The 25916-nt window shown below is 72.5% G+C and carries 28 protein-coding genes; 16 read left to right on the forward strand and 12 right to left on the reverse strand.

The features are described 5' to 3' along the window. Positions 1-462 precede the first annotated feature (462 nt). The 3 genes from ACIA8L_RS55620 to ACIA8L_RS55630 form a co-directional block, all read right to left on the reverse strand. The gene (locus tag ACIA8L_RS55620; RefSeq protein ID WP_395918297.1) at positions 463-627 is read right to left on the reverse strand and encodes a hypothetical protein; all 165 of its coding nucleotides are present in this window, start codon (positions 625-627) and stop codon (positions 463-465) included. A 141-nt stretch (positions 628-768) separates the two neighbouring features. Beyond that, a complete protein-coding gene (locus tag ACIA8L_RS55625; protein WP_395918299.1) occupies positions 769-1422 on the reverse strand; it encodes a nuclear transport factor 2 family protein in 654 nt (217 codons plus the stop codon). Between the two features lie 3 nt (positions 1423-1425). Further along, the gene (locus ACIA8L_RS55630; RefSeq protein ID WP_395918300.1) at positions 1426-2388 is read right to left on the reverse strand and encodes a helix-turn-helix transcriptional regulator; all 963 of its coding nucleotides are present in this window, start codon (positions 2386-2388) and stop codon (positions 1426-1428) included. Between the two features lie 62 nt (positions 2389-2450). On the opposite strand from ACIA8L_RS55630, the gene ACIA8L_RS55635 reads away from it, so the two are divergent. From ACIA8L_RS55635 to ACIA8L_RS55645, 3 genes are all read left to right on the forward strand, one after another. Further along, the gene (locus ACIA8L_RS55635) at positions 2451-2894 is read left to right on the forward strand and encodes a VOC family protein (protein ID WP_395918302.1); all 444 of its coding nucleotides are present in this window, start codon (positions 2451-2453) and stop codon (positions 2892-2894) included. 114 nt (positions 2895-3008) lie between these two features. Continuing rightward, entirely contained in the window at positions 3009-4241 is a 1233-nt protein-coding gene (locus ACIA8L_RS55640; protein WP_395918304.1) for a cellulose binding domain-containing protein, read from the forward strand. A gap of 124 nt (positions 4242-4365) precedes the next feature. Next, positions 4366-5949, forward strand: a complete 1584-nt coding sequence (locus ACIA8L_RS55645) for an EAL domain-containing protein (RefSeq protein WP_395918306.1) — start codon at positions 4366-4368, stop codon at positions 5947-5949. A gap of 67 nt (positions 5950-6016) precedes the next feature. Here the strand turns inward: ACIA8L_RS55645 and ACIA8L_RS55650 are convergent, their stop codons facing one another. From ACIA8L_RS55650 to ACIA8L_RS55665, 4 genes are read right to left on the reverse strand one after another with little or no spacing between them, the layout of a single operon-like run. Then, on the reverse strand, positions 6017-6565 hold the full coding sequence (locus tag ACIA8L_RS55650; RefSeq protein ID WP_395918308.1) for a hypothetical protein: 549 nt from the start codon (positions 6563-6565) through the stop codon (positions 6017-6019). A gap of 7 nt (positions 6566-6572) precedes the next feature. Beyond that, complete coding sequence (tnpB, locus tag ACIA8L_RS55655) at positions 6573-7949, reverse strand: IS607 family element RNA-guided endonuclease TnpB (protein ID WP_395918340.1); 1377 nt, start codon at positions 7947-7949, stop codon at positions 6573-6575. After that, positions 7924-8457, reverse strand: coding sequence for a hypothetical protein (locus tag ACIA8L_RS55660; protein WP_395918342.1), 534 nt, complete (start codon positions 8455-8457; stop codon positions 7924-7926). Before ACIA8L_RS55660 ends, tnpB begins: the two co-directional genes overlap by 26 nt. Beyond that, on the reverse strand, positions 8454-9182 hold the full coding sequence (locus ACIA8L_RS55665) for a hypothetical protein (RefSeq protein WP_395918310.1): 729 nt from the start codon (positions 9180-9182) through the stop codon (positions 8454-8456). Before ACIA8L_RS55665 ends, ACIA8L_RS55660 begins: the two co-directional genes overlap by 4 nt. A 396-nt stretch (positions 9183-9578) precedes the next feature. Between ACIA8L_RS55665 and ACIA8L_RS55670 the strand changes: the two genes are divergently transcribed. From ACIA8L_RS55670 to ACIA8L_RS55685, 4 genes are all read left to right on the forward strand, one after another. Then, positions 9579-9992, forward strand: a complete 414-nt coding sequence (locus tag ACIA8L_RS55670) for a hypothetical protein (protein WP_395918311.1) — start codon at positions 9579-9581, stop codon at positions 9990-9992. 18 nt (positions 9993-10010) lie between these two features. Then, the gene (locus ACIA8L_RS55675; RefSeq protein ID WP_395918313.1) at positions 10011-10481 is read left to right on the forward strand and encodes a CoA-binding protein; all 471 of its coding nucleotides are present in this window, start codon (positions 10011-10013) and stop codon (positions 10479-10481) included. 229 nt (positions 10482-10710) lie between these two features. After that, a complete protein-coding gene (locus ACIA8L_RS55680; RefSeq protein WP_395918315.1) occupies positions 10711-11598 on the forward strand; it encodes a universal stress protein in 888 nt (295 codons plus the stop codon). Between the two features lie 109 nt (positions 11599-11707). Continuing rightward, positions 11708-14332, forward strand: coding sequence for a GNAT family N-acetyltransferase (locus ACIA8L_RS55685; protein WP_395918317.1), 2625 nt, complete (start codon positions 11708-11710; stop codon positions 14330-14332). On the opposite strand, the gene ACIA8L_RS55690 is transcribed toward ACIA8L_RS55685, so the two are convergent. After that, on the reverse strand, positions 14319-15278 hold the full coding sequence (locus tag ACIA8L_RS55690) for an Acg family FMN-binding oxidoreductase (RefSeq protein ID WP_395918319.1): 960 nt from the start codon (positions 15276-15278) through the stop codon (positions 14319-14321). The two genes, ACIA8L_RS55685 and ACIA8L_RS55690, sit on opposite strands and share 14 nt — an antisense overlap. A 298-nt stretch (positions 15279-15576) precedes the next feature. Next, positions 15577-16038: a cyclic nucleotide-binding domain-containing protein gene (locus ACIA8L_RS55695; protein WP_395918321.1), complete on the reverse strand. Its 462-nt coding sequence runs from the start codon at positions 16036-16038 to the stop codon at positions 15577-15579. Positions 16039-16399: 361 nt separating this feature from the next. Here ACIA8L_RS55695 and ACIA8L_RS55700 point away from each other — a divergent pair, with 361 nt between their 5' ends. Then, positions 16400-16660 (forward strand): hypothetical protein, encoded by a 261-nt coding sequence (locus ACIA8L_RS55700; RefSeq protein WP_395918322.1) that lies wholly within the window; start codon positions 16400-16402, stop codon positions 16658-16660. Positions 16661-16712: 52 nt separating this feature from the next. Here ACIA8L_RS55700 and ACIA8L_RS55705 read toward each other — a convergent pair whose 3' ends face one another. After that, positions 16713-16847: a hypothetical protein gene (locus ACIA8L_RS55705; RefSeq protein WP_395918324.1), complete on the reverse strand. Its 135-nt coding sequence runs from the start codon at positions 16845-16847 to the stop codon at positions 16713-16715. Beyond that, positions 16844-18328 (reverse strand): DUF4389 domain-containing protein, encoded by a 1485-nt coding sequence (locus tag ACIA8L_RS55710; protein ID WP_395918326.1) that lies wholly within the window; start codon positions 18326-18328, stop codon positions 16844-16846. The genes ACIA8L_RS55705 and ACIA8L_RS55710 overlap by 4 nt, the downstream gene beginning before the upstream one ends. 165 nt (positions 18329-18493) lie before the next feature. Here ACIA8L_RS55710 and ACIA8L_RS55715 point away from each other — a divergent pair, with 165 nt between their 5' ends. The 8 genes from ACIA8L_RS55715 (at position 18494) to ACIA8L_RS55750 (ending at position 23898) form a co-directional block, all read left to right on the forward strand. After that, positions 18494-19342 carry a universal stress protein gene (locus ACIA8L_RS55715; protein ID WP_395918328.1) on the forward strand — a complete coding sequence of 283 codons (849 nt, stop codon included), beginning with the start codon at positions 18494-18496 and terminating at the stop codon, positions 19340-19342. Positions 19343-19448: 106 nt separating this feature from the next. Continuing rightward, positions 19449-19658, forward strand: a complete 210-nt coding sequence (locus ACIA8L_RS55720) for a DUF1918 domain-containing protein (protein ID WP_395918329.1) — start codon at positions 19449-19451, stop codon at positions 19656-19658. A gap of 36 nt (positions 19659-19694) precedes the next feature. After that, positions 19695-19799 (forward strand): dsRBD fold-containing protein, encoded by a 105-nt coding sequence (locus tag ACIA8L_RS55725; protein ID WP_395918344.1) that lies wholly within the window; start codon positions 19695-19697, stop codon positions 19797-19799. Positions 19800-19822: 23 nt separating this feature from the next. Next, the gene (locus ACIA8L_RS55730) at positions 19823-21637 is read left to right on the forward strand and encodes a putative nucleotidyltransferase substrate binding domain-containing protein (protein ID WP_395918330.1); all 1815 of its coding nucleotides are present in this window, start codon (positions 19823-19825) and stop codon (positions 21635-21637) included. Continuing rightward, entirely contained in the window at positions 21634-22257 is a 624-nt protein-coding gene (locus ACIA8L_RS55735; RefSeq protein WP_395918332.1) for a PolC-type DNA polymerase III, read from the forward strand. Before ACIA8L_RS55730 ends, ACIA8L_RS55735 begins: the two co-directional genes overlap by 4 nt. A gap of 115 nt (positions 22258-22372) precedes the next feature. After that, positions 22373-22663 (forward strand): hypothetical protein, encoded by a 291-nt coding sequence (locus ACIA8L_RS55740; RefSeq protein WP_395918334.1) that lies wholly within the window; start codon positions 22373-22375, stop codon positions 22661-22663. Positions 22664-22683: 20 nt separating this feature from the next. Further along, entirely contained in the window at positions 22684-23052 is a 369-nt protein-coding gene (locus ACIA8L_RS55745) for a nuclear transport factor 2 family protein (protein WP_395918336.1), read from the forward strand. A gap of 105 nt (positions 23053-23157) precedes the next feature. Then, positions 23158-23898: a VIT family protein gene (locus tag ACIA8L_RS55750; protein ID WP_395918337.1), complete on the forward strand. Its 741-nt coding sequence runs from the start codon at positions 23158-23160 to the stop codon at positions 23896-23898. 670 nt (positions 23899-24568) lie between these two features. Here the strand turns inward: ACIA8L_RS55750 and ACIA8L_RS55755 are convergent. Further along, a complete protein-coding gene (locus tag ACIA8L_RS55755; RefSeq protein WP_395918339.1) occupies positions 24569-25402 on the reverse strand; it encodes a rhamnogalacturonan acetylesterase in 834 nt (277 codons plus the stop codon). Between the last annotated feature and the right edge of the window lie 514 nt (positions 25403-25916).

Here is a 25916-nt window from a genome sequence, read left to right on the forward strand (position 1 = left end):
TGATACCACCGTGACGCAGCCTGCGCCGTGACACCCAACGCATTGACCACATCGACCTGCCGAGAGCCGGCTTCGAACATGTCCACGGCCCGCATCCGCTGCTCCCGCAACGCATCCACGTCACGAACGACACCGCGACGCGGACCGGCCGACCGGGGTGAAGCAGTCATGTCCCTGATTGTCCTAGCCACCAACCCGATCGACCGGCAGCGACTCACCGAGAACACGAAAGATCTTTAACAACGCTTTCGTGGTGTCGTAATACCTGTTCGTCGGGCCGAGGTGGGTCATGCCGAGCGTCCGCCGCGAACATCCGCCGTCAGGTCAGCCGCCGAACTGCCTCCGCGAACGTCCGCCGCTGACGCCTGCCACCGGCCTGCCTCCGCGAACGTCCGATCCTGACGTTTGCCGCCGACGTCCGCCACCGACGTGCGGCGGACAAACTGGCGTGACGGCCGACGGTCAGCGGAACCAGCGGCGGGGTTTGGCGGGGCGGGCTCCAATATCCAGGCCGAGCGCCACGCCGTACGCCACCAGGCTGTCCTCGCTGCCGTTGGAGAAGCGTTTCATCACCCGCTGGACGGGCCAGATCCGCCGGCCGTCGGGCCGCTCCAACGCGATGTTCACCTCGGCCGCGCGACCAATCGCCGGCAATCCGGATGCAGGGCGCGACTACCACCCGGAGGTTGCGGCGGACTCGCGCGAGACCCCGCCGTCACCAACGGACCCCGATCGCTCATAGCGCGCACCAAACGGTCAGAAATTCGCTCAGGCGTCCGGAAGCTCCGCGGCATACGAGGTGATCGTCGTCAGGATGCCGTCGTTGAACTCGTAGATGTCACACGACGCGACGACGGTGGTGGATCCGTCCGCGGCGGTATAGCGGGCGATCGTGTCGACCGCCGCCCGGCCGGCGTCGGCGACCGTGACGAATCGCGTGTGCTCGGTCGTTGTCGCGGTGAGACCGGCCAGCGTCGACTCGCACGCGGCAATCACGGCGTCGCGACCGTGCAGCGCCTCGCCGCCCATGATGTTCCAGACGACGTCTTCGGCCAGGAACGGATAAGCGTCGGTGAAGCGGTGGCCGGAGAATGCGTTCGCGACCGCGCGAATGTCGGTGGTCTGCGAGCTGACGTCGTAGTGGGTCAGGGACGAGTCGCCGAGCAGGTACCGCTCGTCCTCCGGGTACAGGACGATCGCCTCGACGTCGTCGCCCGCGAAACGGCGGATGTCCTCCCAGCCGTCCCAAATGCTGAAAGCAAGGATTTCGGCGGTACCGTCGCCAAGGTCACGAGTCAGAATTTCGGCGGCTCGGTTGCCAGGTGTGCGCCGGTACTCCGCGACACCGGTCTCGTCGACGTACCGCACGTATTCGGCGGTGGCGTCCGCGCGGATGACACCGCGCCAGATTCGTGCAATCACCGTTCATCCTCCATGTGCACTTGCCAGGGCGGTCAAGCTCGCGGCCAGGTCGGCGGCGACCGTGCGCAGTTGTGGTGGTTCCAGGATCCGCGCCTCGAAGCCCAGGCGGGCCACGTGCACGGCGATCGCGTCCAAACGGTCGGCCGCCGCGACCAATATGCACCAGTCCGCGTTGTCGGGGTCGGGTTCGACCCGGCCCACCTGCGGCGCGACGTGTTCCGCGACGGTCGCGGCGGCGGCGTGCAGGCGGATGCGAGCGACATGCCGATACGGCGCTTCGGCCACCGAACGTTGCACGAATGCGGCCGGATCCGGGTGTTCACGGGGGCGGAAACGCCAGCTCGTCGCGTGCACGTCGCGCATGCGGTCCAGACGGAAGGTCCGCCAGTCGTCGCGCTGTGGATCCCAGGCCATGAGGTACCACCGCCGCCCGGTCGTCACCAGACGGATCGGTTCGACCGTTCGCTCACCGGGGCGCTCGGCATAACAGAAGCGGACGCGTACGGCGTCCCGGCAGGCCCGGGCCAGGGTCACGAGGACCTCGGCGTCGATCTGCGCGCCGGGGCCCTGCAGCGTCTCGGTCGCGCCGTGCACGGTTCTGACCTCCGTGCGCAGGCGCGGCGGCATCACCTGATCGAGTTTGGCCAGAGCGCGCAGGGCCGCCTCGCCCGCGCCGGCGATCGGGCCGGCCGAGGCCAGACGGAGCGAAACCGCGGTGGCGATCGCCTCCTCGTCGTCCAGCAGCAGCGGAGGCAGGCGCGTGCCGGCGCCGAGCTGGTAGCCGCCGCCGACGCCGCCGGTCGCGTGGACCGGGTACCCGAGCGTCCGGAGGCGTTCGACGTCGCGGCGGATCGAGCGTTCGGTCACGCGCAGTTCGGCGGCCAGCTCGGCGCCGGTCCACGCCGGGCGGTGCTGGAGCAGCGCGAGCAGACGCAGCACGCGTTCGGTGGTGCCTTCCGCGTTCACACGAACGATCATTTCACGAATCGCGGACCGATACTGTCCGCGATTGTCGGTAAGACTGACGCATGACGACGACTCGTACCGTGCAGATCACGTTCGACTGTGCCGACCCGGCCGCGCTCGCCGCGTTCTGGACCGAGGCGCTCGGCTACAAGATCCAGGACCCGCCGCCGGGCTTCGCGACCTGGGACGATGCGCTCGACGCGTTCGGTGTGCCGGCCGGGGACCGCAACATCGCGTCAGGGATCGTCGACCCGGCCGGGGCGGGGCCGCGGCTGTTCTTCCAGCGGGTGCCCGAGGGCAAACAGGCCAAGAACCGCGTGCACCTCGACGTGCGGGCCGCGCCGGGCCTGCAGGGCGACGAGCGGATGGCGGCGCTCGAGGAGGAGGCGACGCGGCTGGGCAAACTCGGCGCGGCCCGGCTGCAGCGCAACGAGCCCGCTCCCCCGCTGTCGTTCGGCAACATCGTCATGGCCGACCCGGAGGGCAACGAGTTTTGCCTGGACTGACATGAAAGTTTCGCCCCGGCCGAGCGCCGCCGACCGGGAAAACGTGTTCCCGCATTGACGTCCGTGACTCAACCGACCGACTGTGAGCGCTCACAGTCGTTCTGAGGAGCGGACATGCGGGCTCGTCTGGTGGCCATACTCGCCGTCACGATGGCGATGCTGGGATTGGGAGTCGCGGCGCGCACGATGGCGGCGAGCGCGGCGGCGGCCGGGTGCGGCGTGGTGTACAAGGTGACGAACCAGTGGCAGGGCGGGTTCGGCGCCGACGTCACGATCACCAACCTCGGCGATCCGGTCACGTCGTGGACGCTCGGGTGGACATTCGCGAATGGACAAAGCGTCACCCAGGCCTGGAACGCCACGGTGACGCAGTCCGGCACCGCCGTCACCGCGAAGAATGCCAGTTACAACGGCAGCATCAGTACCGGCGGAACAGCGAATTTTGGTTTCAACGGCGCCTTCACGACCAGCAATCCGGTGCCGTCGGCGTTCACTCTGAATGGCGTGGCGTGCACCGGGTCGCCCACCGCCTCGCCCTGCGCGACACCGTCGAAGAGCCCAAGCGCGAGCCCGAGCGCGAGCCCGAGCGCCAGTGCCAGCCCGAGCAGCACCCCGAGCACCCAGCCGAAGCTCACCGTCTGGCTCGCCGGGGACAGCACGGTCGCCAACCCGTCCGGCGGCGTGTGCCCGGTCGGGTGGGGCAGCCAGTTCGCGCAGTACTTCAACGCGAACGTGACCGTCAAGAACAACGCGGTCGCCGGGCGCAGTATTCAGACATGGCTGTACGACCCCAACGTGACGTCCACAAAGGACAGCAGCGGCGAGTGTGTCATCAGCCCCACCACATACTCGACCCGCTGGCAGGGCATGCTCGACGCGACCACCGGCATGAAGTCCGGCGACTACCTGTTCATCCAGTTCGGGATCAACGACGGTGACGCGAACTGCCCGCGGCACGTCGGCTCGAGCCGGTACAAACAGCTGATCGGGGTCATGACGACCGCCGCCAAGCAGCGCGGCGTGAAGGTCGTCCTGCTGACCGCGGTCGCGGCGATCACGTGCAGCGGCTCGACGGCGACCGCCAACCGCGGCTTCCTCACCGAGACCAACGACGCCGCCGCGGCCAACGCCGTGCCCGTCATCGACCTGCACAAGCTCAGCTATACGTACTACACGAGCGCCGGACTGTGCCCCAACAACGGCGACTACACGCAGGGGGCGGTGGGCGCGTTCTTCTGCAACGACCACACGCACTTCGAGACCGCGGGCGCCGTGCAGATCGCCCGGCTCGTGGCGACCGCCGTGCGCAACCAGAACGTCGTACCGCTCAACGGCTATCTGAAATAACGAACACCTTTCGCGAATCCCGATTCGCATTCCGGCCATGCCGCCCGCACGGAAACCCTCCGGTTGCGGGCGGCCCCACCGATTACGTCGGCGAGGACTCCGCACGCGCCGACGGGAGCGGGACATGGCCGAGAAGCCCAAGGGCTGGACGTTGTGGTCGCGCAGCGGCTACCGGGGCCCGAGCGACCTCAACCCGGACAGCCGCAGCCGCACCGACACCGCCGCCTCACCGGCCACTGGCGTCGCAACCGCCCCGGCCAGGGACGGCACGGTCGCAGACGACAGCACGGCGGCCGGGGACAGCGCACTCGCCGGGGACAGCGCACTCGCCGGGGACGGCACGCTCGACGGGGACGGGCGGCCGGTCGAGGGGGACGGGCGGCCGATCGACGGGGACGGGCGGCCGATCGAGCCGGTGAGTCCGGCACCGCCGGGCCGCCGGGCGACCACCGTGGCCCGGACCGCCGGTGCGCTCATCGACCAGATCATCGACGCGCGGTCCGTGCACATCGAGTTTCAGCCGATCCACGAGACCGAGTCCGGGCAGATCGTCGGGTTCGAGGCCCTCGCCCGGGGACCGCAGGGGCCGCTGCACACGCCGGGCCCGCTGTTCGGCGCGGCCCGGGCCGCCGGGAGGCTCGGCGAGCTGGACTGGGCGTGCCGGGCCGCCGCGTTCCGGGCGATGATGGACGCCGGATTGCCGCCGTCGGTCTCGCTGCTGGTCAACGCCGAAGCCGACTCCCTCATCGAGCCGTGCCCGCCGGACCTGCTGCCCACCATCCTCGAGGCCGAACGGCGGCTGCGGGTCTACGTGGAGCTCACCGGACGGGCGATTTCACGGTACCCGTGCCACGCGCTCGAAACCGCCCGCCGGGCCCGCGCGGCGGAGTGGGGCGTCGTCATCAACGACATCGAGTTCAGCGCGGGCGGCCTGGCGCTGCTGCCGACCCTCGAGCCCGACGTGGTGAAGCTGAACCACAGCCTGATCGCCAGCGGCCTCACCCAGGCCGGCGGGGCGCTCGTCGCCGCCCTCGGTGAGAGCGAGCGCACCGGGGCCGCCCTGCTGCTGGAACGGGTGGAGAACCCCGACGCCGCCATGATCGCCCGGGCCGCCGGCGCGAGGTATCAGCAGGGCCACCTGCTGGGCCGGCCGGGTCCGCTGCCGGCCCGGGTCCCGCACCCGGTCACCCCGCTGCCGCTGCTGCACGAGACCGTCGACCCGGCGGCCGCGACACCGTGGAGCCTGCTGCGCGACGGTGGCGCCCACGTCACCGACGACGTCAGCCAGGCCGCCCTGGACCACCTCGTGCTCGCGGCCGCCGGGCAGGCCGCCGCCGGTGACCGGCCGCCCGTCGTGGCGGTCGTCGTGCCCGCGGGCGACGTGGACCCGGCCCGCCAGGCGATGTTCGCGATGCTGCTGGAGCGCTGCCCGCTGATCGTGATCCTGGGCCACAATGTCGCCGGCTGGAGCGACTGGCGGGTCCGGGCGGCCGACCTGCCGGTCGGGCACACCCTCGCCGACGAGATGTGCTTCGTCCTGCTCGGCCCCGGCACCGCGATGGCCGTGGCCGCCCGCCGGCACCCGGTGCACGGTCCGGCGCCGATGTGGAACCTCACCGTCAGCCAGCAGCCGATGCTCAGCCGCGCGGTGATGCGCCACCTGCTCGGCACCGTCGACCAGCTCGAAGGGGGAGTTCACAGCCTCTGACGGCCGGGCACGCACGCGAGTCCCGGGCGCGGGCCCGGGACTCGATCGTCGGTCTATGGTCGGCAGGTCAGGTGGTGACCGTCTCGCGGATCTTCGACTCGGGCACCGCGAAACCCGCCGTGGCCGGAGTGCGCACCGCGTGGATCAGGCCGGCCGCGCCGAGCAGGAACAACAGGCCGGCGGCGAGGTACGCGACCAGGGCGGCCTGTCCGGCCTTGACGCCGAACTCGCTGAAGCCGTATGAGGTCAGCAGCAGCCCGCGCAGTGTCTCGCCCTTGAAGACCGTCTCCCGGGCGGTGTTGGTGTCGGTGAGCTGCTTCTGCAGATCCGTCAGCGCCGGGTCGTTCGCCTGCTGCGCCGCCGCGACCTTGGCCTTGAGGTCCGTCTGCACGTCGCCGAGCTGGGCGTAGGTCTTGCCGCCGGCGATCGACTTGAGGTGCAGGCCGATGAACTCGTTCGCGTAGCACTCGGCCTGCTTGCCGGTGGTCAGCGGCTGGCCGGCGTACTGGACGAGGCACGCGGACTGCTTCTCCTCGGCGGTCAGCGTATCGGCCGTCTTGAAGCTGATCTGCTGGCTGAGCTGCGCCATGAGCAGCAGGCAAGCCTTGCGCTTCATGGTGCCGTTACCCTCGGTGCGCTTGTGTGAGCGCATGGCTGGTAGTCGCACCTTGCGGTGGGACGGTCCCGGTCTGACCGACTGGTGTCGCGCCGGGTTCACGTTTCACGGCCACCTGCCCAGCGAGCTGGGTCTTCCGGTCGGCTCCACGTGCTGCCACCGGGCCACTCCCGGCGGTGTCAACCTCAGCCACGAGTGCGGCAAGGTTCAATGCAGCGTTGTAGTCGCGGTCGATGACCAGACCACACACCGCACAATGGTAGGTGCGCTCGGACAGGGTGAGTTTGGTTTTCACTGCGCCACAGCCCGAGCAGGTCTTGCTTGATGGATACCAGCGGTCGGCCATCACCAGGCGGCCACCGTGCCACGCCGTTTTGTACTTGAGTTGTCGACGGATCTCGCCGAACCCGGCGTCGGCGATGTGCCGGGCCAGCCGCCGGTTGGCCAGCATCCCAGCTACGTTGAGGTCTTCGACCACGACGGTGCCGTACTCGCGCGCCAGCCCGGTGGTGAGCTTGTGCAGGCCGTCGCGGCGCAGGTTCGCGACCCGGGCGTGTGCGCGGACATGGCGGGCCGCTGCACGTTGCCAGCGTCGCGATGGCCGCTGCGCGGTGCGCCGGTCCGGGCCACGCTTTCGTGACAAAGACCGGCCCAATGCTCGGAAGCGGGCCTGCGCGGCAGCCAGATGCCGCGGGTTAGACAAGACCTCTCCGGTGGACAGCACCGCAAGGCGCGTGATCCCAACGTCTACGCCCACCACCGCATCCGGGCGAGCGGGTGTCCGTTCGGTGCGTTCGACCTCAGCCGTGAACGCGACATACCACCTGCCACCATCGCGGCGCGCAGTCGCCGACAGGATCCGCGCCGTACCCGCCTCAATGCGGCGGGCAAGCTTCCGGGCGGACTCGTGCAGCTTCAACCGACCCAACCTCGGCAACACCACATGCATCCGGTCCGGCTCGACCCTGATCGCCCCGGTCGTAAACCGCACACTCGGCGCGGTCCGGCGACGCGACTTGAACCGGGGAAACCCGACCGGCCGGCGCGCACGCTTCCCCATGCGCGAGTCGGACCAGTTTTTCAACCCACGGGCGAGAGCGTCCAGGCCGGTTTTGAATGCCTCCTTGGACACCTCGCCCCACCATGGCGCGACCTCGCGCTTGGCTGCGTTCCACGCCTTGGACAGCCCGGCACGGGACCACGACACCGAGGGCGTCAACCACTCATCCGGTACCCCGTACGTGCGCTCGGCCGCCCGCTGATCCAGTACCGCTTTCACCTGCACCAGGGCCCAGTTGTGCGCGACCCGAGCTGCACCAGCATGCGCTAGTAACGCCCGCTCCTGAGCCGCAGTCAGGTCAAGAGCGAATCGGTACGCCTGCATGACCTTCACGCCAGACCGTCCCCGCACCAGCGGTCACGCACACACCGGGCCCGGCATCGACCGACGTCGGCGATTCGAGACAGCACCCACGTTCCAGCAGCGCTCCGACGACACAGCATGCACCACATGTAGCACAAACGTTCGGTGGCCCGCTGCCCGTCAGCATCGACAGGGACCGGTTTCGGTGCTCAAGCACCACCGTCGACACCCCAGAGCCACGAACCGGAGCGAGGAACTTCCCCATGTCCGGCCGGCATCGAGCGGACCTCGATGAGGACCTGACCATCAGCAGCTGATCACTCTCCTGGGCCGTGGGATCGGGTGTTCGCTGTTCTGCCGATAGCTTGCGACCCGCACCCCACCGCGCCGCAGAGGACAACCACCCGTATCGACGGGACCTCCGACCCGGTCGGGTCAGGACCGTTCGGGTCAGGACCGTTCGGGTCAGGACCGTTCGGGTCAGGACCGTTCGGGTCAGGACCGTTCGGGTCAGGACCGTTCGGGTCAGGACCGTTCGGCGACACCGAAGCGCACGACGGCCGCCGGGTGCCCGGCCCCGGCCGGCAACCTCCGCGCGAGGGCTCGCGGCACGGTCACGGACCCCGCCGTCACCGGCTCCGTGGCCAGCCCGTCCGCGGCCGCGTTGAGCAGGACGGCGGAGATCGCCTCCCCGGTGGCCAGCCAGTCCCGGGGCCCGGCGCCGCCAGCGGCGATGACCGCCCGCTGCGGCAGTGGGTACAGCGCTGCCCCCACGGCCGCAGCGGCCTGGCCGAGCCGCTCCAGTTCGGCCGCGGCGACCGGCTCGCCGCCGATGCTGCGCCGGTCGGCGCCCCGCACGGCGATGGCCCGGCGCAGCTGCCGGGCGCGGGCGAGCACGTCGACCGGGCCGGTATAGCGCATAACCGCCACACAGTCGCGCGCCTCCGGCCACGGGAAGCGCACGACCTCCACCCCGACACCGTCCGCGGCCAGCGCGACCGTCGCGTGATGCAGCGCCGCGCCGCAGCTGATCGTCATCAACCGGTCATCGCCGCCGGCATCCGGGCCGACGCGGCTGCGATCTACGTCGAGCGCGGCCCAGTCCGAGTCGATGAGCCACCGCCACGGCTGGGTGGCCAGCACCGCCGGCGCCTCGAGTGCGCACAGCGCGGCCTGGGCCAGTGCACGGCTGACATCGCCGAACCGGCCGGCCCGGCCCGCGTCCGTGCGGTCCGTGAGATGGATGGCAGCCATGATGTGCTCCTCGGTGCTCGCGGCATTCCTTGACCAACGATGACGCGGACCGTCCGCGGTTGATCAGAGGCGAAGGTCCTCGATCTGGCTCAGCCGACCGGGACCCGGCCGCGGGCGAGGTCCGGAGTGCGCATCCGCAGCAGCGGCACACCCTCGCCGTAGGTGACGTCGCCTTGGTCAGATCCCGCCAGACCGTCTCGCCGCTGATCGCCGGGGACATGCGGTGCTCCTTCCGCTTTCGGGTGGCCAGCGGCCGCCCGGCGACAGCGCACACCCGGCCACCGGTTCTCGGCAGAGTCGAAGGTCCCGAGCGCGGCGCGCTGCGCCGGTGGGACCTTCGCCTCTGTCCGAAGGCCATCACCGAGGACAACGTGATGGTCGAAGGAGGTGCTCACCATGAGACTCACCTGGCGCGACGGCGCGGCGACCCTCCTGGTCGCCACGGTGCTCGCGCTGTACACGGCCCATGCTGAGGGCGTCGACGCGCTCATGTTGTCCAGCACACGGTTCGCCGGCACCACCGCGCTCGTCCTCGGGCTCGCGGCCTGCGTCCTGGGCGGCAACACCATCGCGTCCAAGGTGGACGTGACGATCGGTGCCACGCTCGGCGTCACCGCTCTGATCGCGGCCGCCGTCACCATCGCGGGCGGCACTGACGCGGCCCTGGCGGTGCTGGTCGGCGGCACCGCCGCGCTGTGGGCGTTCACCACGGCCCGCCGGCTGTGGCGGCCGCACGTCGAACCGCCACCCGCCGAGTCGCTGCTCGATCAGCACAAGGACGAGCTGCCACCGCGGCTCAACGTCGGCTGAGCCGGTACGGAGGCCATCATGCTCACCATGCGACAGGCGGCGGAGCAGTTCCTCAGCCGCCGGCGCATCGCGGTCACCGGTGTCTCGCGCAACGGGCGCGACCACGGTGCCAACGTCGTGTATCAGCGGCTCCGCGAGCGCGGATACCAGGTGTACGCCATCAACCCCAACGCCGGTACCGTCGAGGGCGACGTCAGTTACCCCGACCTCAAGTCGGTCCCGGGCGGTGTCGAAGCGGTCGTCATCGGCACCCGCCCGGAGACCGCCGAGGCCACGATGCGCGACTGCGTTGAGCTCGGCATCGACGCCGTCTGGATGCACCGCGGGTTCGGCCCTGGCAGTGTCTCGGCCGCGGCCACCGACTACGGCCGCCGCAACGGCGTCACCGTCATCGACGGCGGGTGCCCCCTGATGTACCGCCCGACCGCCGACACCGGGCACAAGGTCATGCGCTGCCTGCTCACCCGCTCGATCCCGAAACGCGTGTGATCCGGCCGGACCGGCGGCTCGACCGGAGCCGCCGGCCCGCGGCTTGCCCACCGATGGACGGATCGCCGGCTCGGCCTTCACCTCGCCACCGGGCAACCCGACCGCCGTGCGGTGAACTCGCTGATCACACCCGCGACCGGCGCTGGCAGGACCTTCGACCCTGCATGTCTCACCCCGCCCGGAGGCAACATGTGGTGTCAGGAGCCTGCAGCAGGGAAGGGAGCCCCCGATGACATACAGATACGGTCCCGTGGTCGCCGGGGTCGACGGCTCGCCGGCCAGCCTGGGCGCGCTGCGGTGGGCCGCCGACGAAGCCTGCCGGTGCACGCGAACGCTCCTGGTGGTCACGGTGCGACCCGGGGACGCCACGGAGCCGGTCGCGACGGACGTCGCCGCGGACGCGGCCGCCGAAGCGGGGCGTTGGCGGGTCGGCGTCGCCGCAATCGCCGAGACCCGCCGCGGCGATCCGGCTGATGTGCTGCGTGAACTGGCCGGAGGTGCGCGCCTCGTCGTCGTCGGCGGACGGGGCGCCGGCATCGGCGACGACCGCCCGATGGGCTCGGTCAGCCAGGCCCTCGGCGCTCGGGCGGATGCCCCGGTTCTCATCGTCCACGCGGCGGAGCGCTGGGCGGCACCGGACTCGGTGCTGCCTCGGGCGGCCCCGGTCGTCACCGGATTCGACGGCTCCGACTCGGGCCGGCGGGCCCTGCGTCTGGCGTTCGAGGAAGCGGCGGCGCGCGGCGTCCGGCTGGCCGTCATCCAGGCCTGGCCGCATCCGGATCTATGGCGGCCGGGCTCCGTCCGCGGCGGCGACCTCAGCGCCGAGGAGCACGTCGCGCGCGAGACGCTGGACCGGGCCACCGCACGCTGGCACACCGAATATCCGATGGTCGATGTCGAGGTGCGCACTGAGCCGGGCGAGGCCGTGCACGCGCTCGTGGTGGCATCGCAGTGGGCCGGCCTGCTCGTCGTCGGGACGCGATGTCCGGCCGATCAGGCCCAGCCGGCCAACCCCTCGGTGGCCCGGCAGGTGTTGCGGTACGCGGCCTGCCCGGTCCTCGTCGCCCACGGCCCGGCCGGTGCCGGCGAACCGCGGGCACGCCCCGCCGCGGCCTGAGCGCGGTGTGGTCGGTTCCGACGCCGGAACCTGCGGCCAGGCCGAGGACCTTCGGCCCATCCGTGTGCGGCGCCGGCGGCCGACAGTGGACCTCAGGGAGGTACACCCCATGGACGCCGCCACCGACTGCCTGACCATGAACGGCCGAGTCGTGCGGATCCGCGCCGTCGAGCCCGACGACGCGGCCGCGCTGCTCGCCCTGCACCAGGCGCTCTCGCCGCAGAACCGGTACCTGCGGTTCTTCAGCGCCGGCGCCGCGGTCGACGCGGAGGTGCGGCGGCTGGTGCGGCCCTGCGGGCCCGAGCACGTCAGCCTGCTCGTGGAGGAGTCCGGCGGCGTCGTCGGAGCCGGCTCCTACGAGCGCATCGACGCCGAACACGCCGACTTCGCCCTCGTCGTGGCCGACGATCACCACGGCGAGGGCCTCGGCACGCTGCTGCTGGAGCGGCTCGCGGCCGCCGCCCGCCGCTCCGGCATCACGGAGCTGGTCGGCCAGATCCTGCCGGAGAACGCGGCCATGATCAAGGTGTCCCGCGACCTCGCGCCCGGCGTCCGGCGCGGACTCGCCGTGGTCGATGGCGCCGTCCACGTGCAGGTGCCCACGCTGCCGGACGAGGCGGCTCTGGCCGCGGTGGCCGCCCGTGACCGCACCGCGGAACACCATTCGCTGCGCCCGCTGCTCGCGCCGACCTCGGTCGCCGTCATCGGCGCCGGACGCCGCCCCGGTGGGATAGGGCACGAGGTCCTCGCCGCGCTGCGCGACGGCGGATACACCGGCGAGCTCTACGCCGTCAATCCACATGCCCGCGGAGAGGTCCACGACGTTGCCGCGTATGCGTCGGTGAACAGGATCGGCGCCCCGGTCGACCTGGCCGTCATCGCCGTTGCGGCCGCGGCGGTGCCCGAGGTGATCGGGCAGTGCTGCGCGGCGGGCGTCCGCGCCGCCGTGGTCCTCACCGACGGCGTCGGCGCGCCCGAGCAGGCGCAGATGGTCGACATCGCCCGTCGGCACGCAATGCGCATCGTCGGCCCGAACTGCCTCGGCGTCATCAACACCGATCCGGCGGTGCGGCTCACCGCCGCCTTCAGCCCGGCGCCACCGGCCCGCGGCGGCCTCGCGGTGGCCACCCAGTCCGGGGCCGTCGGCGTAGCGATCCTGCAGGAGGCCGCCCGCTCCGGCGCCGGCATCTCCAGCTTCGTGTCACTCGGCAACAAAGCCGACGTCAGCGGCAACGACCTGCTCGCGTACTGGTACGACGATCCGGCCACCCGCGCCGTCGCGCTGTACCTCGAGTCCTTCGGCAATCCGCGCCGGTTCGCCTGGACCGCGCGCGCCCTGGCCCGCCGCAAACCCGTCCTGGCTGTGAAAAGCGGACGCTGCGAGAGCGGCCAGCGGGCCGGCGCGTCGCACACGGCCGCGGCCGCCGCCCCGGACAACGCGGTCGCCGCATTGTTCGAGCAGGCCGGCGTCATCCGTACCGACACCCTCGGCGAACTCCTCGACGCCGCACGGGTGCTCACCGACCAACCCCTGCCCAACGGCCGCCGCCTCGCCGTGGTCGGCAACGCGGGCGGGCTCAACGTCCTGGCCGCCGACGCCGCCGACGCGGCCGAGCTCACCCTGCCCGGCCGCATCGGCACCGCACCGAACCCGGCCGACCTCGGCGCCGGAGCCACCGCCGAGGCGCTCGCGGGCACCGTCGCCGCCGCGGCCCGTTCCGGCGCGGCGGACCTGCTGCTCGTCACGTTCGTCGCCACCCGGACCAACGACTGGACCGCCGCGCTCCCGGCGGTGGGCGCCGCCCTCGACGGCTGCCCGGACGTGCCGGCCGCCGTCGTCGTGGTCGGCGCCGACAACGCGCCGCGCAGCCTCGGGCGCCGGCGAGTGCCGGTCTTCGACCTCCCCGAGCCGGCGGTGCGTGCCCTGGGCCGGGCCGCGCAGTACGCGGCCTGGCGCCGCGAACCGCTCGGCGACCGGCCGCAGCTGACCGGCATCGACGCCGCAGCGGCGCGCGTGATCGTGCGGGACGCCCTCGGCGCGGGCGACGGCTGGCAGCCCGCCCCGGTGGCCCAGGCGCTGCTGGGTTGCTACGGCATCCCGACCCTCGACACCCGGCCGGCGGCCGACGCCGACGAGGCCGTCCGCCGGGCCGCCGGCATCGGCTACCCGGTCGCGGTCAAGGCGGCCCTCCCCGGCCTCGTGCACAAGACCGATGTCGGCGCCGTGCGGCTCGGGCTGCGCGACGCGGCTGAGGTCCGCGCGGCCTACCGCGCGATCGCGGCCGCGCTCGGGCTGACCGAGCCGCCCGTTGTCGTGCAGCCGATGGCCGCCGCGGGTGTCGAACTGGTCGCCGGCGTCGCGCATGATCCGTTGTTCGGATCCCTGGTGATGCTCGGGCTCGGTGGTGTGCACACGGACGTCCTCGACGACCGCGTGCTGCGACTGCTGCCGGTGACCGACCGCGACGCGCCGGCCATGTGGCGGGCGCTGCGCGGCGCGCGGCTGCTGACCGGCTTCCGCGGTGAGCCCGCCGCCGACACCGGCGCGCTGGAGGATCTGGTGCTGCGGATCGGTCGCTTGGCGGAGGACTTCCCGGAGATCGCCGAGCTCGACCTCAATCCGGTGCTGGCGGGTCCGCACGGTTGCCGGGCGGTCGACGTGAAGCTGCGACTGGCCGCCGTCGGCACCGAGCCCGACCCGTTCGTGCGCCAGCTGACCGTCAAGGCTCCATGACGTCCGCGACCGGCCGCCGGTTGGTGTAGCAGGTTGTCGGCGCGTAGCCGAAGCGAAGCACGAGCTGCGGGTCGTGGATGCGCCCGACGGACCGCCGGAGCTTCTCGCGGCAGGCGGGCACCTCGATCGGCTGCGAGAACATCGCGGTGGCGAGGCCGAGATCGGCCGCCGTCAGCAGGACGCACTGCAGCGCCATGCCGGTCCGGACCGCGTCGTCGGCGGCGTCGCCCAGCACACCCAGCACCGCCACTTCCGGCCGGCGGGCGAGATCGCGGGTCGTCTCCCGGCCGGCCCCGCCGAAGTCGCGGCGGGTCAGCAGCTCGGCCGGGTGGGGCGCCGGGCCGGCGGCGTGCGGCCCGATACCCTCGATGTCGTGGTTGGCGCCGCTGGTCCAGGCCCGCAGCTCCGCCGTGTACGCCGGGTCGGCGCGCAGCCGCTCGTCGGCGCTGCGGATGAGCTCGGCCAGCGCGACAACCGCCGCGTCGTCGGTCACGAAGTCCAGCCACGCGCCCTCGCGGCGGGCGGCCTCGACCAGGTTGACCGGCCCGCCCGCGCTGACCGCGGAGTCGGCGAACGGGCCGCGGTTGGTGTGCCGGCGCCGTATCTGCCAATGCAGCCGCCGCTGCATCGGCGTCGGCGGGCACGGCGGCCCCGGCGTCAGGTGCACCACCACGGGTCCGGTCCCGATCCGGTAGCCGGCCGGAGCACCCGTGGCCGCCAGAGCGAGCCTGAGATTGAACGCGGCCGCGCCGCAGGAGATGCGCGCCATCCGGCCGTCCGGGTCGCAGACCGGCAGGCGGCGGCCCTCGTCGAGGAGGACGTCCACACCGTCGTCGGTGTGCCGGAAACGCCACGGCTGGCTGTTGTGGATCGACGGCGCCCACACGGCCGCAGCGACCGCGGCGGCGAACGCTTCTGGGCTCCAGGTCTTCATCGTCGTCGTCATGGCGGCACCTCCCGCTCTACGTGGCCACTCCCTCCAGCATCCTCGGCCGCGGACCACCGCGCCGAGGCCGGAAGTCCCTCACCGCAGGCCGATGTCGACGGCAACGGTGTATGTCATCCGGCCATGACCGTCCGCCCGGACGACCTCGTAGACGCGGACCATTGGCCGCGGATTCGCCGGGACCGGTGCGGTCGTGCCGGGTGCCACGGTGCCCGGTGTCGTCGGGCCCGGCGCCGGGGTGGTCGTCGTCGCGGCGGGCGGCGAGGATGGCCCGGACCCGGCGGGGCCTGACACACCATCAGGCCGGCGCCTCGTCGAGGTCCAGCAGCCGGGCCCGGGTCGCCTGCATGCGGTCCACGACGACGGCCATGAACCGGGTAGTGAGCTCGTAGCCGAGAACCGGGTCGTCCCGGCACAGCGCGCGCACGCCCACCCCGTCGAGGACCACGCTGAGCACGGGATCGACCGTCACCGCGCTGAAGTGCCAGCGGTACGGCGGGAACATCCACGACCAGCCGAGCACACTGCCCGGGCCCAGGGTTTCGACCACGATCTCGCCGCGGCCGGGTGTCCGCGTCTGCAGGTCGACAGAGCCCTCACGAATGAGCCAGAACCGCTGCGCGTGGCTGCGCTCCTCGAAGATCCGGGTGCCCGCGCGGTACGGTGCGCGGCGCGCCCAGCGTGACAGCCGTTCGACCTGATCGGCCGGCAGGCCGTCGAGGAACGGGTGCGCGACCAGCAGGTCATAGGTGGTGATCATGGCGCTCCTTCCGGTTGCCGCGATGTGCCTGGCTCCTGCCCCGTCATGATCGTGTCGAACACCGCCGGGTCCCCGCCGTCAGCGGCGCAGGCGAGTGCGGCCCGCACCAGCCACGCGTCGGCGACTGCCCGGGCCGGACCTCGCGGCCGTACGGGGTGCTCGCGAGCGTGGTCAGCGCCGGCCCGTGGCCGGAGCACACCGCCACGCCGCGCGCGGCCGCGCCGAGCCGCCGCCGGGCCAGGCCTTGTGCCCGGACCGTCCCCCGCGACAGAGGCCGCGCCGATCCGTGTCCTCACCGGCCCAGCGTCCAGCGCTGCGGTACTCGGCTGCCAGTGCCCATCGGCCCGGCGGTTCGGGTCTTGTGGCCCGGGCGGCCGCGGCCGCGGCCGGCGACGACCTGTTCGCCTACGTGAGCGCCGTCTGGCTGACCGCCACGGCCGAGGGACTGGTGCTGTCACCAATGCGTGACGTCATCGAGGTATCGGGTGCACGGGCACTGATCGCGAGCCTCATCGAGCCGCCCGGACATCCGCAGCCGGTGCTGCGCGCAGGTGTCGACCTCGACCCGCAACGGCCGCCGGCCAGCCCGCGGCGTCCCGGCCGCGACATCGTCGACGGCTGACACCGGGGCGCGCACGGCCGCCCGGCGGTGGTCGTGCGCGCCCGGGGCGCCTTCAGAACTCGAACACCAGCCGGGCCGGTACGCGACCGGCGAGGACCTCCTCGAAGCAGGCGTTGACCTCGTCGAGCTTGCGCGTCTGCGTGATGACCCGGGTCCGGCCAGGCTTGCGTCCTCCTCGCTCCTTCATGCTGCACTCGAGGTGGTGGCGACCGGCCGGTCCGCGGCAGCCGGGAGTGCCGGGTGCGCGGGGGGTCCGGACGCCGTCGGCGGCCCGGTCGGGCCCTGGTCGTCGTGGACTCCGTGGGTACCGCCGCCGAGCGCGACCGCGCCGAGCACGATCAGGGCCGCGGCGAGCACCATCGTGACGATGCCGCCGGCCACGAGGCTGTTCGCCACGGTGTGCAGGGCCGGGACGCGCGCCGCGGCGGTCACGGCGGCCGTGATGCCGGGCGAACCGTCGGCGTTGGCCAGTACCACCGCGAAGGCTCCTTCGGCCGGAGTCCAGTCCAGCGTCACGGTGCCGTTGCCGGATATGCTCGCCAGCCAGAACGCCTGGGTGGTGGGGGCGGCCGGCAGTGCCGTCACATCACTGCCGCGGCGCGTGTAGCGCGCGTCGCCGGCGCGGTAGAGGCCGTCGAACTGGTCCCGGGCGGTGCCGCGCAGCCAGCGTTCCAGGTCACCCTGCCGGGCGACCCCGAGGAACAGCGGCTGGTCGCCGGAGCTGTGCGCGGTGAACCGCACCGCGTCGACGGACACGAAAACCCGGCCCATTGCGTCGCCCGGGCGCAGCTGCACGTCCTCGACCGTGATCGCGGCGGTCGAGCTGTCCACCGCGACGGCGTCACTGACGATGTAACCGCCCTCCTCATGCCCGGACCTCACGTTGCTGAGCACGGCGCCGCCGGTCGTGAGCCCCGCACCGGCGAGGAAGCCCAGGACACCGACGACCAGCGCGGCCGCACCGAGCGCGGTCCGGCCCGGCGTACGGGGTGCCGGCTCCTCGGCCGGCGGTGTCAGCGGACCGTCCGGCTCGTCGCCGCCCTGATCGAGACGCAACGGCGGATAGCGGTCGGTGAGCAGAGCGACGTAGGCCAGGACACGCAGGTACCAGCGCCACGCGCCGACGAGCAGATCGTAGAGCCCGCGCGGGTAGCGCCCGGTGAACAGCAGCGCGAGCCCGGCGACCAGGACCGCCAGCCCGGCGATGCCCGGCCGGTCGATCCGGGCGCCGTTCTGACCGCCGGCGCTCCAGCCGAGGCCGACCGTCAGGGCCGCGGCCAAGGCGATGTGCGGCAGCGCGAACAGCCAGGCCACCAGCGGCAGCCAGCGTCGCGGCCGCGGCGGTCCGTCGATGCTCAGCCGGGCGGGATAGTCAGGCACGTCGGCCAAGGTGAACGGCGGGTACCGGTCCGTGCCGAGCACCCAGTATCCGTAGTATCCGACCCGCCAGCTCCAGCGCAGCACTCCGACATTGAAGCCGAAGATGCGCCGCGGATATCGCCCCGTGAACAGCACCGCGACGTAGGCGGCGAGGGTCAGCACGGCGAAAGCCACCCACAGCACGGCCAGCACCAGGTAATGCGGCATCAGCAGCAGCCACTTGACGAGCCACAGCCATCGGCTGCCGGGTTCGGGATGTGCGGTCACCCGCACGGCTTGGTATCCCACGGCGTCCTCCTCGCAGAAAGCAGTGTTCCCCGCCCACCGTCCCGCGCCGCCCGCAGCGCCGCACCGGCCGAACGTCCCGGCCGCCGGGCCGATGGCCTCTGCCACCGTCCCGGCCGCGGTGCGACGGTGGACGTGTAGTAACCGTGCGACTTCCGGGAGGGCGCCATGACTGTCAGCCGCCACCCAGTGATCGTGGGCGTCGACGGGTCCCCCGCCGCATTCGGCGCGGTGCGCTGGGCCGCCGACGAGGCGGTGCGCCTCGGCCGGCCGCTGCGCATCATCCACGCGCTGGAGATGCACGGCCCGTACGAGGAGATCGCCGACGAGCACTCCCTGGCCATCGATGCCGCCACCGAGATCCGCGCCTGGCAGCCGGGCCTGCACGTGACCACGGCGACGTGGTACGGCGAGCCGGCGCGGGTGCTCGTCGACCAGTCCCGCACCGCCGGTCTCATCGTCGTCGGCAGCCGGGGCAGCGGCGGGTTCCGCTCGCTGCTGGTCGGCTCGGTCGGTGTGCACCTGGCGGCTCACGCGCACTGCCCGGTCCTCGTCGTGCACCACGCCGAGCGCTGGGCGGGACCCGAGTCGCCGCTGCCCCGGCGGGAGCCGATCGTCGTCGCGGTCGACGGCTCGGCCGACGCCGCGCTCGGGCTGAGCCTCGGGTTCGCCGAGGCGGCGAACCGAGCAGTGGCCCTCCACGCGATCCGCACCTGGCACGAGCCGGAGCACCGGTGGAGCCGCTCCCCCGGGCCGGCCGGGCTCGCGGCGGCCACCGAACGCGAGCTGCTGGCCGAACTGGAGCCCTGGTGCTCCAAGTATCCGGGCGTCACCGTCGTGCCCCGGGTGGAGCACTGCCCGTCCGTGCCCGTGATGCTGGACGCCGCCCGTGACGCGCTCATGTTCGTCATCGGTGCCCGCGGCCGCGGCGGCTTCGAGGGTGTGCGCCTCGGCGCGGTCGCCCGGCAGGTCCTGGAACACGCCCAGGTGCCGGTGCTCGTCGCCCGTCGCGGGTGACCCGCCGGCCGGACCGGGCGGCACATCGGGACTTTCGGCCCTGTGTGCGGTGGCGCCCGGCGGGTAGGCAGGAACGGAACTACCACGCGAGCTGTTGGGGGTAGCCATGCAAGCCAACGTCGGTGACCGGATCGTGCTCGAAGGCGTTCACCTCGGCGACCCGCGCCGGGTCGGTGTGATCGTCGAGGTGGAGCACGCCGATCACACCCCGCCCTACACCGTCGAGTGGGAGGACGGCCGCCGCACCGTCGTCTTTCCCGGACCGGACGCCCGCATCGGACGCCCGCACCCGAATCCGGCCCCGGGAGGTGCGTGATGGGCCGACGAGGACATCCCCGAGATCGGTGACGAAATCGCGGCCGCGCGAGCCCTCAGCGACCTGGGTCATCGGCTGCTGCTCACGGCCGCGGCCGACATCGAGGCGGTCTGCCTGCAGCCGGCCCGGATCACCTGGTAACCACGGCCGGACGGCGGTGCCGCGTGAAGGAGTTCGAGGAGTTCCTCGGTGCGCAGGCGCCGTTCGACGCGCTCGGCGGCGATGACCTCGCGCGGCTCGTCGCGCGGGCCGAGGTCGAGTACTTCGGGGCCGGCGCTACCGTGGTCGCTCAGGGAGTACCACTGCCGCATCTTTGGATCGTCCGCACCGGCGCCCTGGAGGTCGTCGAGGACGGGCGGGTCGTGGATGTGCTCGGGCCCGGAGACACATTCGGTGCGGTCTGGCTGTTGTCCGGGCTGGCGCCGCCGCTGCTGGTCCGGGCGCAGGAAGAGAGCCTGTGCCTGCGGCTGCCGGACCCTCGGGGGCTGCTCGCGCATCCGGAGCGGCTGCGGTTCACGGCCGGGCCGGTCCACGCGCGCGCCCGGCTCGTCCTCGACACCGGGCTCGGCCGGGGCGAGCAGTCGCTGGGCCGGCTGGTCCGGCCGGTCGTCTGGTGCGCGGCGACGGACCCGGTGCGCGACGTCGCGGCACGGATCGGGGCGGCCGGGCTGTCGTGTGCGCTCGTCCGGACCGGTGACAAGGTCGGGATCGTGACCGACGCCGACTTCCGGCGGCGGGTCGCGACCGGCGAGATCGGGCCGGACGCACCCGTCGCCGCGCTGGCCACGGTGCCGGCGCTCGGCATCGAGGCGACCGCCGGAGCGGCCGGTGCGCTGCTGCGCATGGTGGAGCGGGGTGTCCATCACCTCGTGGTGATCGACGCGACAGGGGATGCGGCGGGGGTACTGCGGGCAGTCGACCTCGCCGGCGCGGAGGTACGCGATCCGCTCCTCGTCCGCTCGGCCATCGACGAGGCCGGAAACCTCGACGAACTCGCCGCGGCCACCCGGCTCCTGCCCGCGATGCTGACCGAGCTCGGCGCCGGTGGCCTGCCCGCGACGCAGATCGGGGCCATCCATGCGGCGGTCGTCGATGCGGCCGTGCGGCGGACGCTGCGGCTGCAGGAGCACCCGACCCTCGACGGCCTGCGTCACTCCTGGGTTCTGCTCGGCTCACTGGCCCGCCGCGAGCCGCTGCCGTTGTCCGATGTGGACACCGCACTGATCTGGGCCGACGGTGACACGGCCGTCCCGGCGGACGCGGTGCGGGCCGAGGCCCGCGGGGTCCTGCGGGGGCTGCAGCACTGCGGCTTCACGCTGTGCGGCAACGGTGCGAACGCGCACAATCCGGTGTTCAGCCGGTCCCGCGCCGAGTGGGTCGCGGCCGCGCGCGGCTGGCAGCACGACCCGACCCGGGAGAACGCCCTGCTGCTGTCGGCGATGGTGGCCGACAGCCGGCCGCTGACCGAGCCGGAGCTCGGCGGCTCCCTGACCGCGGCGATCCGCTCCCACACCCGCACCAGCCAGTTCCTGCGGGCGCTCCTCGACGAGGCGTTGCACTGGCGGCCGCCGATCGGTTTCGTCCGCGACTTCGTCGTGCACCACAGCGGTGAGCACCGGGGACGGCTCGACCTCAAGCCGGGCGGCCTCACCCCCATCGTCTCCCTCGCCCGCTGGATCGCCATCGCGGCCGGTGACGCCGATGGCACCACGGTCGAGCGCCTGCGCCGCGGCGCCGCGCTCGGCCTGCTCACCGGCGACGAGGCCGACACCCTCGCCGGTGGCTTCGAAAGCATCTACCACCTGCTGCTGCAACACGAGACCCGGGCCCTCGCGGCGGGTGGCGGACCGGCGTCGACGTTCATCGCGCCGGGGGAGCTCGACACGCTGACCCGCCGCCACCTGCGCGAGACGTTCCGAGCCGTCGCGCTCGTCCAGGCCCGGGTCGACCGGACGTGGCTGCGGCGGTTGCCGGCATGAGGCCGCTCCCGGGGGTCGATCCGCGTCTGCCGTGGCGGGCGGCCGAGTTCTGCGTCGTGGACCTGGAGACGACCGGACTGGATCTGCGCCGGGACGAGGTCGTGTCGTTCGGGGCGGTCATCGTGCGGCACGGCCGGATCCCGTGCGGGGAGACGATGTATCGGCCGGTGCGCCCGGACCGCCCGATCTCGGTCGCCGCGATGACCGTGCACGGCCTGCGGGAGGCCGACCTGGCGCCGGCTCCGCGACTCGGTGACGTGCTCGACGAGGTGGTCGAGCGGCTCACCGGGCGGGTCGTGGTGGCCCACGCGGCCTGGGTGGAGCGCGCCTTCCTCGACCGGGCCCTGCGGCCCCGCGGGCGGCGGCTGCACCGCACACTGATCGACACCGCCGCGCTGCTGCGCGCGACCCGGCTCGCCGAACGTGGCACCGGCCGCGAGCCGAACCTGGAGTCCGCCGCCCGCCGGCTCCACCTGCCGGTGCACACGCCGCATCACGCGCTCGGCGACGCGTTCACCACCGCACAGCTCCTGCTCGCGCTGGCCACCCGTCTGGAGCGGCCCGCACGGCCGTTGACGGTCGGTCAGCTGTTCACCGTGTCCCGCCACCACCGGCACTGACCCGAGCCGGTCCCGGGCCGATGGGGACGTTCGGCCCTGACCCGCGTGAGGGTGCGGCCGATAGCGTCGGTACCGCAAGGCTGTACGACCGCGGGAATATCAGGGGGTGGTGCGGATGGCGGCCACCATGGTCGTCGGTGCGCTCGTCGCGTGCGTGTATGTCGCACTGATCGCGATGCACGTCGCCGCGATCCGCCACGGCGGGACCGCGACCGGGCACCGGCCCGGGCTCGCCCGGTGGCTCGCCGCCTCCGGCGAGCGGCGGCGCGGCAATGCGGAGCGCGACGCGGCCCGGCGGCGGCTGACCGGCGAGCTCGGCCGGGCCGACTACCACGCCGTCATGGCGGCGCTGGCCGCGCGGGATGCCGTCGAGCACCCGCTGCAGGTGCCGAAGTCGCGGCTGTGAGCCGGAACTATCCTGGGTCCATGACCGTCTCCGAGGAACTGCTGGCCGCCGAGCGGCGACTCCAGGCCGCCCAGCGCGCGAGCGATGTCGCCGCGCTGGACGAGCTGCTCGACGACCGCCTCATCGCGATCGGCCCCGACGGCGGCAAGGCCACGAAACACGACGACCTGGCCGCCCACCGCAGCGGCACGTCGATCATCACCAGCCTCGTCGAAGAGGACCTCGACGTGCTCGTGGCCGGCGATGTCGGCGTCACGTTCTTCCTGGGTACCGTGACCGGCTCCTACGACGGCGCGCCGTTCGACGCGCGGCTGCGCTACACCCGCACCTGGGTCCGCGACGCCGAGCGCGGCTGGCGCATCATCGCCGCGCACATCAGCCCCGTCTGAGGACCCGCGGAGCCCCTCGGCGGCGGTGTTCAGCGCAGCCTTGCCTTGCTTGCGGGGCGGGCGTTCGCGGTCGTACCGTCGATGCCAGGGAGCTGGTGAGCGGCGATGAACGAGCAGGTGTTGGATGTGACGGCGGTCGCGGTCGCGCACGCCGGTGAAGGGCACTCGTCCGGTGTCTCCGGACGTCTCAACTGGCTGCGCGCCGGTGTGCTGGGGGCGAACGACGGCATCGTGTCCACCGCGGCGCTGGTGGTCGGCGTGGCCGGCGCGACGGCGTCACATGTGGCGATCCTCACCGCGGGCTCGGCCGGGCTCGTGGCCGGTGCGGTGTCGATGGCGCTGGGCGAGTACGTTTCGGTCAGCACCCAGCGCGACACCGAGCGCTCGCTGCTGGCGACCGAGCGGCGAGAGCTGGAACAGTATCCCGAGGAGGAGCTCGAGGAGCTGACCACGCTCTACCGCGCGAAGGGCCTCACCGAGTCGACCGCCCGCCTGGTCGCGCAGGAGCTGACGGCGAAGGACGCGTTCGCCGCCCACGCGGAGGCCGAGCTGCACATCGACCCGGAGGCACTGACGTCGCCCTGGCAGGCGGCCGCGGCATCCGCAGTGTCATTCACCGTCGGGGCTCTGTTACCACTTCTGGCGATGGTACTGTCCCCGCCCGCGTCCCGAATCGCGGTCACCGTCGTCGCCGTGGTGCTGGCGCTGATGGTGACCGGCGCGGTGAGCGCACGGCTGGGATCGGCCGGTGTCGGGCGGGCCGTCGCCCGCCTCGTCGCCGGGGGCATCCTGGCCATGGCGGTGACGTTCGGCATCGGGCAGCTTGTGGGCACGGCTCTGGGCTGACCCGGGCGGCGTGCGCGCGAATGTTGCCAGCCACCGGTGACCTTCGACATCGGGCAGCTTGTCGGCACGGCTCCGGGCTGACCCGGGCGGTATGTGCGCGAACGTCGCCCGCCCCCGGCGACTGCGACCGACGGGCGAAGGCGACCGGCGGCTGACTGAGCGACGCGCGGCGGGGGCACCGGGTGCGGGCAGGACGCCGTTGCGTCAGGCGGCACGCCGTTGCACTGCGGGTGTTGCGGCACGATCTGCTCGACGTCGCGAACCTCACGTGCAGCCGGGCGGCGTGCGCGTCTTGAGGCGAACTGCGGGGGCGGCCGAGCTGAACGCCGGGGCGCTTCGGTTCATGGAACGCCTCGGTGTGCAGCTCGGGACCGCGCACCCGCAGCTCGCCACCCGCGCCCACCGTCCCCCGCACCGGCTCGTCGCCGCACGGAACGAGATAGCCGCACGGAACGAAATCGCCGCACGAACGAAATCGGCGCACAGAACGAAGTCGCCGCACGAACGAAACCGCCGCACGAACGAAATCGGCGCACGGAACGGAACCGCCGCACGAACGAAATCGGCGCACGAACGAACTCCCCGTACGGAACGAGACCGGCGGCCGGCGGGACGGGACGGTGCTGATGGCTGCGGGTGCGGCCACAGATTCGTTGGCTGGGGGTACTGGTCAGGCGGGTACCGGTACCGTCGCCGGCCAGGTCAGGGCGGTGTCGGGGACGTCGCGGTGCAGGCCCCGGATCAGGCCCGGCGGGACGAGGCGCTGGGCTTGCAGGCGGTCGGCGACGATCCTTGCCACCTCGATCGCGCCGTGGGCCTGGAAATGGGTGTTGTCGGCGACGCCGTCGGGGAAGTTGGGGTTGGTGCCGGCGTCGGCGTAGAGGAAGTACTGCTTCGTGCCCTCGACGCCCGCGCGGTCCCACAGTGCCATGCTCAGCGTCGTCAGGTCGATGACCGGCACGTGGCGGGTGGCTCCCAGGGCGAGCATCGCGGCCGGGTATTCGCCGTGGCTCGGGGTCGCGTGGCCCTCGGCGTTGAAGCGGCGCCGCTCCACCGGGGTGACCAGGACCGGGTGGGCGCCTTGGGCGCGGGCGCCGTCGATGTACAGGTTGAGGTAGTCCTGGAACGTGGTGTACGGGTCCGTGTGGCGGTCGTCGGTCTTCTCGTCGTTGTGGCCGAACGAGATCAGCAGGTAGTCGCCGGGGCGGATCGCCGACAGGATCGCGTCGAGCAGGCCCACCTCGACGAAACTCTTCGAACTGGCCCCGGACAATGCCTTGTTGTCGACCGTGGCCCGGTGCTCGTTGAGGAACACCGGCAGCGCCTGGCCCCAACCGGCTTTCGGGAATGTATTCGCGGGCCAGGTCGCGGCGGTCGAGTCACCCGCCACGAACACGGTGATCTTGTGTGGCGGGCGGGGCGGGCCGCCGGCGTTGGCGGTGGTGGCGACGGCGAGCGGCACGGCGGCCGTCATCGCGATCAGGGCGGCCAGCAGGGGCCTCATACGATACCTCCAGAGGAAAGCGTTTTCCCGGATCCTCGGGGCACCGCACGCCCCCTGTCAACCATGGATCGAGATAGATTCCTTCACTCCGGCATCCCCGCCCCGACCGTGCGGGTCGAGACCGCGAACTCCCGCCGCCACCCGAAACGCGCACACCCGAACCACGAACCCCGCCGCCCGCCGCCCGCCGCCGGAAACGTGCACACCCGAAACCACCGAACCCGCCGCCGACGCTCGAAACGTGCACACCCGAAACTGCTGACCCCGCCGCTCGCAGCCGAACCGTGCAAACCCAAGCACTGAACCCGCCGCCACAGCCGAAACGTGCACGGTCGAGCGCGGACCGAGCGCCACCGACCGTTCGAAGTGGTCGGAGCTCGGACCGAACAGACGGCGGCCAGACCTCGCCGAAAGACGGCGGCTAGTGTCCCGAGTCGTTAATTCGCTGACAATATGCGGCGATGGTTTCGAGGATGTTGTCGGCGGATTTGTTCCACACGAACGGTTTGGGGTC

It is taken from the genome of Dactylosporangium sp. NPDC051541, assembly GCF_044454505.1.
Taxonomy (GTDB): Bacteria; Actinomycetota; Actinomycetes; order Mycobacteriales; family Micromonosporaceae; genus Dactylosporangium.